The 7439-nt window shown below is 51.3% G+C and carries 6 protein-coding genes; all 6 read right to left on the bottom strand.

Features of this window, described 5'->3' with window-relative positions:
- Positions 1-933: phosphoribosylamine--glycine ligase (purD, locus tag C1T29_RS04365; protein ID WP_208945621.1), on the bottom strand; the 933-nt coding region annotated here is incomplete at its 3' end.
- 13 nt (positions 934-946) lie between these two features.
- Positions 947-2485, bottom strand: coding sequence for a bifunctional phosphoribosylaminoimidazolecarboxamide formyltransferase/IMP cyclohydrolase (gene purH, locus C1T29_RS04360; protein ID WP_020450442.1), 1539 nt, complete (start codon positions 2483-2485; stop codon positions 947-949).
- Entirely contained in the window at positions 2482-3069 is a 588-nt protein-coding gene (gene purN, locus C1T29_RS04355) for a phosphoribosylglycinamide formyltransferase (protein WP_020450441.1), read from the bottom strand. Before purN ends, purH begins: the two co-directional genes overlap by 4 nt.
- Positions 3066-4106 carry a phosphoribosylformylglycinamidine cyclo-ligase gene (gene purM, locus C1T29_RS04350; protein ID WP_035337048.1) on the bottom strand — a complete coding sequence of 347 codons (1041 nt, stop codon included), beginning with the start codon at positions 4104-4106 and terminating at the stop codon, positions 3066-3068. Before purM ends, purN begins: the two co-directional genes overlap by 4 nt.
- 124 nt (positions 4107-4230) lie before the next feature.
- Positions 4231-5661, bottom strand: a complete 1431-nt coding sequence (gene purF, locus C1T29_RS04345; RefSeq protein ID WP_103750414.1) for an amidophosphoribosyltransferase — start codon at positions 5659-5661, stop codon at positions 4231-4233.
- Positions 5637-7439, bottom strand: a 1803-nt coding sequence (purL, locus tag C1T29_RS04340; protein ID WP_231516541.1) for a phosphoribosylformylglycinamidine synthase subunit PurL, incomplete at its 5' end; no start/stop codon positions are given. The genes purF and purL, both read right to left, overlap by 25 nt.

Raw genomic sequence — 7439 nt, 5'->3', positions numbered from 1 at the left:
GAGGTCAAGCAAGACTTGTACAAGGTCTGATTCAAGACGCGGCAGTACGACCTGGGTTTCCGGATCTCCGAATCTCGCGTTGAATTCGATCACTTTTGTTCCTTTTTCGGTTAGCATTAGGCCAGCATACAAGACTCCCGTAAACGAACGGCCTTCTTTAACCATCGCTTCGGCTGCCGGCTCCAAAATCGTTTTAACGGCGTCTTCAACGACCGCATCCGAAATCTGCGGCACCGGGGAATATGCGCCCATTCCCCCTGTATTCGGGCCTTTGTCTCCGTCAAATGCCCGCTTGTGATCTTGCGCGATCACCATCGGATACACTTTTTCACCTTTGACAAAAGCCATCAGCGAAAATTCTTCACCGTTCAAAAATTCCTCGATAACGACAGAGGCGCTTGCATCGCCGAACTTTTCATCTTCTAAAAAGTCATGCAGACACTGAACCGCATCTTCGGCTGTCATCGCGACTGTGACGCCTTTTCCAGCGGCAAGCCCGTCAGCTTTGATGACGATCGGAGCGCCTTTTTCCTCAACATACGCCTTTGCTTTTTCAAAAGATGTAAACGTTTCGTATTCTGCTGTCGGTATTTGATATTTTTTCATCAGATCTTTGGCAAACTGCTTGCTTCCTTCAATCACCGCTGCTTTTTTCGACGGACCGAACACCGGAAGGCCCGCTTCTTCAAATGCATCCACAAGCCCTTCGATTAGAGGGACCTCAGGACCGACAATCGTCAGTCCGATATTGTGTTCTTTTGCGAAAGCGAGAAGCCCTTCGTGATTGCCTTCGTCAAGATCAACGAGTACGGCGGTCCCGGCCATTCCGTCATTGCCGGGCGCCGCATATACAGTGCCGACAAGAGGGCTTTGCGCCGCTTTCCAGGCGAGCGTGTGCTCCCTGCCGCCTCTGCCGATAATCAATACGTTCACGCTGGTCACTCCCTTAATGTTTGAAATGGCGGATTCCGGTGAACACCATCGCGATCCCGTATTCATCCGCTTTTTGAATCGAATCTTCATCACGAACCGATCCGCCCGGCTGAATGATCGCCGTCACACCGGCTTTAGCCGCTTCTTCGACCGTATCAGGCATCGGGAAGAACGCATCTGATCCGAGCGCGCTTCCTTTCGCTTTCCCGCCGGCTTGCTCAATCGCGATTTTCGCGGAGCCGACTCGGTTCATTTGTCCAGCGCCGACGCCGATCGTCATATCGTCTTTTGCCAGGACAATCGCATTCGATTTGACATGCTTCACAACTTTCCAAGCGAGCTTCAAGTCAGCCCATTCCTGTTCGGTCGGCTCTCTTTTCGTCGGAATTGTGATGTCGGCGTCGTCAAAACCGTGCATATCCAGATCCTGAATCAAAAGCCCGCCTTGAACAGATGTCAGCTGCTTTTCGTTTTTCACAGGCTGATTGACATCAAGGGTCAAGAGGCGAAGGTTTTTCTTGGATGTTAAAATATCAAGCGCTTCTTGGCTGAATGCTGGCGCGATGATGATTTCCAAAAAGATTTTGTGAAGCGTTTCAGCCGTCGCTTTATCCACTTCCCGGTTCAAAGCGATGATGCCGCCGAAAATTGACGTTTCGTCAGCGGCGTATGCTTTGTTAAACGCCTCTTCGATCGTGTTGCCCGTCCCGACGCCGCAAGGGTTCATATGCTTGACGGCAACCGCAGCCGGCTCCGTGAACTCGCGGACGATTTGAAGTGCTGCATCCGCGTCTTTGATATTGTTGTAAGAGAGCTCTTTTCCGTGCAGCTGTTCAGCTGAAGCGATTGACCCTTTGACAGGGAGCGCACTTTGATAAAAGACTGCTTCCTGATGCGGATTTTCGCCGTAGCGGAGCGATTGCTTTTTCTCAAAAGTGACGGTGAACTGTTCAGGCTCTTTTTCGCCGGTTACCTTTGTTAAATAGTCAGCGATCAACGCGTCATACGCTGCCGTGTGGCGGAACACCTTCGCTGCCAACTCGCGTTTTTTCTCAAGAGAGACGCTGCCGTTTTCTTTCAAGTCGTTCAGTACAGGGCTGTAGTCGCGGGGATCGACGATGACCGCCACGTCCTGGTGGTTTTTCGCTGCTGCGCGAAGCATGCCTGGACCGCCGATGTCGATATTCTCAATCGCTTCTTCGAATGTGACGTCTTCTTTAGAAACCGTTTCTTTAAACGGATATAAATTAACAACGACAAGGTCGATCGGCTGAATTCCCTGTTCATTGAGCTGCGCCATGTGTTTTTCGTTGCCGCGGACGGCAAGAAGCCCGCCGTGAATATTCGGATGAAGGGTTTTCAGACGGCCGTCCATGATTTCGGGAAAGCCCGTCACTTCAGAAATGCCGATGACGTCAACGCCGTTTTCCTGAAGAAGTTTGCTTGTGCCGCCTGTTGAAATCACTTCTACGCCAAGCTCTGTCAATTCTTTTACAAAAGGGACAATGTTCGTTTTATCTGATACGCTGATTAATGCGCGTTTGATCGTCATTCCTTTTCACCTCTGCCATTTAGTTCAAGAAGCTCTTTGATTACTTCGGGATAAAGCTCATGCTCCAATTTGTGTATCTTTTCTTCAAGAGACGCGAGTGTTTCGCTTTTTTCAAGCTCGACGGCGCGCTGGGCGATAATCGGACCGGTGTCCATGCCTTCGTCAACATAGTGAACCGTGATGCCCGCCACTTTCACACCCGCTCTGTACGCCTGTCCGATCGCGTCGATGCCGGGAAACGCCGGCAGGAGCGACGGATGGATGTTGATGATTTTATTCCGGTAAGCCGACAGAAGCGTATCGCCGATCAGTCTCATGTACCCCGCCAGGACAATCCATTCTGCTCCGTGGAGGCGGAGCTGTTCAACGATCACTTGTTCAAAAGCTGCTTTATTTTCGAACGATTTCGGCTGGAATGCGAACGATGGAATTCCGGCTTTTTCCGCTCTTTCAAGCACTTTCGCATCGGGCTTGTCACAGACGACAAGGACGATTTCGGCATCCCAGTTCTCTTCTCTCATTCTTCTTGCGATCGCTTCAAAGTTCGTTCCGCTTCCTGATGCAAATACCGCGAATTTTCTCATGAAAGACCGGCACCGCCAAACTCAACGCCGCTTCCGGCTTTCACTCTGCCGATGAGATAGGCTTTTTCACCGTTGTTTTCGAGCGTTTGAATCACGTCTGTCATATCCTCTTCTTTCACCGCAAGGACAAACCCGATTCCCATATTGAAAACATTGAACATTTCCTCGGACTTCAGGCCGCCTTTCTCCTGAATGAACGGAAAGACAGGAGGGACGGGCCAGGAGCCGATGTCGATTTCAACACCGAGACCATCAGGCATCATGCGCGGCAGGTTTTCAATAAAACCGCCGCCGGTCACGTGCGCCATGCCTGCGATTTTACCTGATTTCACCGCTTCAAGGACAGGCTTGACATAAATTTTCGTCGGCTCTAAAAGCTCTTCGCCAAGAGGCCGTTCAAAAGGTGTATACGTCTCATCAAGGTTCAGACCGGCATCTTCAAGAAGAACTTTACGAACGAGAGAGAAGCCGTTGCTGTGAAGTCCGCTTGAAGAAAGTCCGATTAAAAGGTGCCCTTCGCTGATGTTTTCGCCCGTGACGATGCCATCTTTTTCAGCGGCTCCGACCGAGAACCCGGCAATATCGTATTCATCCTCTGTATAAAGACCCGGCATTTCCGCCGTTTCTCCGCCGACTAGCGCTGATCCTGACTGTACACAGCCTTCTGCGACACCTTTTACAATTTCTTCAATTTTGACGGGGTCGGCTTTTCCGACCGCAAGGTAATCGAGGAAGAACAGCGGCTCCGCTCCTTGAGCGAGCACATCGTTGACACACATAGCGACGGCATCGATGCCAATCGTGTCATGCTTGTCCATCGCAAAAGCGAGCTTCAGCTTTGTGCCGACACCGTCCGTTCCCGAAATCAGAACCGGCTGTTTGTACGGCAGTTCTGACAGGTCAAACATGCCGCCAAATCCGCCAAGACCGCCCATTGCGCCGATTCGCTTCGTTCTTTCCACATGTTTTTTCATTCGTTTTACGGCTTCATATCCGGCTTCAATATCAACCCCGGCGTTTTTATAGCTTTCAGACAACACAATCCACTCCTTATTCCGCGCTTGTCCATTCGTAATATTCAAAATCAAAAGAGCAGCCGCATCGCTTCTGCTGCCCTTTATTCATTTCAGGAGGCGCGGCGCTTCAAGAGCGCCGGCCGGTTTATTTTGTCAAAACGGCTTCTTTCACGTGAGGAAGAACCGTATCCTGATAAATGTCGGTCGGGTATTTTCCTGTAAAGCAGGCCATGCACTGCCCGCAGTTTTCGTCTTCATACTGTCTTCCGATCCCGGAAAGGAGTCCTTCAATGCTCAAGAATGACAATGTATCGGCGCCGATTTCCTGACGGATTTCTTCCACTGAATGGGAGGACGCGATCAGTTCTTCATGCGTTGATGTGTCAATTCCGTAAAAGCACGGATGGGCAATAGGCGGGGAACTGATTCTGACGTGCACTTCCGTCGCTCCGGCTTCGCGCAGCATCGTCACAATTCTGCGGCTTGTCGTGCCTCTCACGATGGAATCGTCCACCATGACGACGCGCTTGCCTTCAACGACCCCGCGGACGGCTGACAGCTTCATTCTCACGCCCTGCTCCCTGAGCGACTGTGACGGCTGAATGAACGTTCTGCCGACATAGCGGTTTTTAATCAGTCCGAGTTCGTAAGGAATTCCCGTCGCTTCGGCATAGCCGATGGCCGCTGAAATGCTTGAATCCGGAACCCCTGTCACCACATCTGCTTCAATGCCTGATTCTTCAGCAAGCTTTTTACCGAGATTTTTTCTCGCGCTGTGGACATTAATGCCGTTAATATTACTGTCAGGCCTTGAGAAATAAATGTACTCCATGCTGCAGATCGAACGGTTGATGTTGATGGAGAACCGCTCAGACTTCATGCCTTCATCATTGATGATCAGCATCTCGCCCGGTTCTACATCTCGCAAATATGTCGCGCCGACCACATCAAACGCGCACGTTTCAGAAGCGACGACGTACGCGTCGCCGAGCATTGCGACAGATAGCGGTCTGAGTCCGTTCGGATCAAGCGCCACGATCATTTCCTTTTCCGTCATGATCAGGAAAGCATAAGCGCCTTTCAGCATGGAAAGAGCGTTTTTGATCTGATCTTTCAGCTCGAAGTGGCCGCTTCTTTTAATTAAATGGGCGAGCACTTCCGTATCAGAAGACGTTTGAAAAATGCTGCCCTGGTTTTCAAGCTGCTGTTTCAGCTGAGTGGCGTTTACTAAGTTTCCGTTGTGCGCAAGTGCAAGGCTGCCGTTATTTTGCGAATGGAAAAGGAACGGCTGGACGTTTTCGAAGCCGCCGCCGCCCGCCGTTGCATAGCGGACATGGCCGATCGCTCCTTTTCCTGTCACCTTTTTGAGCTCGCCGTTTTGAAAAACTTCAGTAATCAGCCCCTGGCCTTTGTGGGCGGACATTTTTTCGCCGTCTGTCGCCACGATGCCGGCACCCTCCTGGCCTCTGTGCTGAAGGCTGTGAAGGCCGTAGTACGTAATTTGCGGTGCTTCTTCATGCCCCCAAATCCCAAATACGCCGCATTCTTCATTTAAGCCTTTGATTTCAGCAAGCATGGGATAGCTCCTTTCCATGCGCTTTCGAGCTCTTCTATCTGCGCATGAATCCATTGTTGTCCTTCCTGGCTTTGAACAGACAGCGCGCTGTCTGACGTTACTTCGCCGATGAGCTCGGCGTCTTTGACAAGCTTTTCGAACGCTTCTTGATGCTCTTTTTTCACAGAGACGATAAACCGTGATTGTGTTTCGCTGAATAACAATGCAGATTCGCCTGCAAGCGTTACATTGGCGCCGAGTCCTTGAGAAGATATGACGCTTTCCGCCAGCGCCACGCCGATGCCGCCTTCTGAGACGTCATGCGCGGACTGCACGAGCCCTGTGCGGATCGCTTTCAGAAGCGCTTTTTGACGCGCTTGTTCGACTTCCAAGTCGATGGCAGGCGCTTTGCCGTAAATCTTTCCTTCGGACAGTTTTTGCAGCTCGCTTCCGGCGAACTCAGGGAATGTTTCGCCGATGACATAAATCAAATCGCCCGCTGCTTTAAAGTGCTGGGTCGTAATATGGTCTGTATCTTCGATCAGTCCGACCATTCCGATGACAGGCGTCGGGTAGATCGCGCTTCCGTTTGATTCGTTGTAAAGAGAGACGTTTCCACCGATGACCGGTGTGCTGAGCACGTTGCACGCCTCGCTGATCCCGTCTGCCGCTTTTTCGATCTGCCAGAAAATCTCCGGCTTTTCCGGATTCCCAAAGTTGAGGTTATCCGTAACGGCAAGCGGTTCTGCTCCGGAGCAGACGATATTGCGGGCCGCTTCAGCGACAGCGATTTTCCCGCCTTTTTCCGGATCGAGGTACAAGTAGCGGGCATTGCAGTCCGTTGTCATGGCAAGCGCCTTTTTCGTGCCGCGAATCCGCAGGACGGCTGCATCAGAGCCCGGTGCGACAACTGTGTTCGTCCTGACCATGTAGTCATATTGGTCATAAACCCATGCTTTGCTCGCAATAGTCGGCTGCTTTAACAGCTCGAGAAGCGTTTCTTTCGCATCTTCGACTTTTGGTGCAGGAACGTCTGTTTCAAGGAACTCTTTATAATAAGCCGGAACTTTTGACGGCTTATGGTAAACCGGCGCTTCCTCTGCAAGCGCATCAACCGGAAGATCGGCAACCATTTCCCCGTTGTGGAAAAGGCGCAGCATCTTGTCGTCTGTCACGTGACCGACAGCCACAGCTTCAAGATCATACTTGTCAAAAATATCGATGATCTCTTGTTCGCGGCCGCGTTCGATGACTAAAAGCATGCGCTCCTGAGATTCGGAAAGCATCATTTCGTACGGCGTCATCCCTGTTTCGCGCTGCGGGATCAAGTCAAGGTTCATCTCGATGCCCGATCCGGCTTTGGATGCCATTTCCGCGCTTGAACTTGTCAGTCCTGCCGCACCCATGTCCTGAATACCGACCAAGGCGTCTGATTTGATGACTTCCAGACACGCTTCAAGAAGCAGCTTTTCCATGAATGGATCGCCGACTTGCACAGCCGAGCGTTTTTCTTCTGATTGGTCAGACATTTCCTCTGAGGCGAACGTGGCGCCGTGGATGCCGTCGCGCCCCGTTTTCGCACCGACGTACATGACGGTATTGCCGACGCCTTTAGCCTGCCCTTTTTTAATATCTTCATGGTTGATCAAACCGACACACATCGCGTTGACAAGCGGATTGCCTTCATAGCAGCTGTCAAACTGAACTTCACCGCCTACGGTCGGAATGCCGATGCAGTTTCCGTATCCGGCAATGCCCGCGACTACTTCTTCAAACAAGTACTTCACACGCAGTGAAGT

The sequence above is a fragment of the Bacillus sp. MBGLi79 genome, from assembly GCF_002953915.1.
The sequence above is the reverse complement of the archived record's forward strand: the minus strand, read 5'-3'. Positions and strand labels throughout refer to the sequence as shown.